Genomic DNA, 1235 nt, shown 5'->3' on the forward strand with positions numbered 1-1235 from the left:
GGGGCGAAGCGGAGAACTTAAGCGCCAGTAAACGGCGGTGGTAACTATAACCATCCTAAGGTAGCGAAATTCCTTGTCGGGTAAGTTCCGACCTGCACGAATGGCGTAACGACTTCCCCACTGTCTCAACCACAGGCCCGGCGAAATTGCATTACGAGTAAAGATGCTCGTTACGCGCGGCAGGACGGAAAGACCCCGGGACCTTTACTATAGCTTGACATTGGTACTTGAGTTAGCTTGTGTAGGATAGGTGGGAGCCGGTGAAGTCCATACGCCAGTATGGGTGGAGGCAATCTTGAAATACCACTCTGGTTGATTCGGGTATCTAACTTCGGGCCGTTATCCGGTTCAGGGACAGTGTCTGGTGGGTAGTTTAACTGGGGCGGTTGCCTCCTAAAGGGTAACGGAGGCGCCCAAAGGTTCCCTCAGCCTGGTTGGCAATCAGGTGTTGAGTGCAAGTGCACAAGGGGGCTTGACTGTGAGACTGACAGGTCGAGCAGGGACGAAAGTCGGGACTAGTGATCCGGCACTTGCGTGTGGAAGCGGTGTCGCTCAACGGATAAAAGGTACCCCGGGGATAACAGGCTGATCTTCCCCAAGAGTCCATATCGACGGGATGGTTTGGCACCTCGATGTCGGCTCGTCGCATCCTGGGGCTGTAGCAGGTCCCAAGGGTTGGGCTGTTCGCCCATTAAAGCGGTACGCGAGCTGGGTTTAGAACGTCGTGAGACAGTTCGGTCCCTATCCGCCGTGCGCGTAGGATACTTGAGAAGGGCTGTCCCTAGTACGAGAGGACCGGGACGGACGAACCTCTGGTGTGCCAGTTGTCCCGCCAGGGGCACGGCTGGTTGGCTACGTTCGGAAGGGATAACCGCTGAAAGCATCTAAGCGGGAAGCCTGCTTCAAGATGAGGTATCCCACCCCACTTTGTGGGGGTAAGGCCCCCAGCTAGACGACTGGGTTGATAGGCCGGAGATGTAAGCTCGGTAACGGGTTGAGTTGACCGGTACTAATAGGCCGAGGACTTGACTACGAAGCTGCTACGCGTCCACTGTGCAACTCTGAACAAACAGACGACCCTTGGTTGGTTGTTTGATATGTTCATAGAGTTACGGCGGTCATGGCGGAGGGGAAACGCCCGGTTACATTCCGAACCCGGAAGCTAAGCCCTCCAGCGCCGATGGTACTGCACTCGGGAGGGTGTGGGAGAGTAGGACACCGCCGGACATTCTTTC

At 56.1% G+C, this 1235-nt stretch carries 2 rRNA genes; both read left to right on the plus strand.

Annotated elements, in window-relative coordinates:
• Nucleotides 1-1033: ribosomal RNA gene (locus ACVMYR_RS33100) — 23S ribosomal RNA — on the plus strand; the annotation flags it as partial.
• Between the two features lie 77 nt (nt 1034-1110).
• Nucleotides 1111-1227, plus strand: a 5S ribosomal RNA gene (gene rrf, locus ACVMYR_RS33105).
• The last annotated feature ends 8 nt before the right edge of the window (nt 1228-1235 follow it).

It is taken from the genome of Micromonospora sp. PTRAS2, assembly GCF_054052245.1.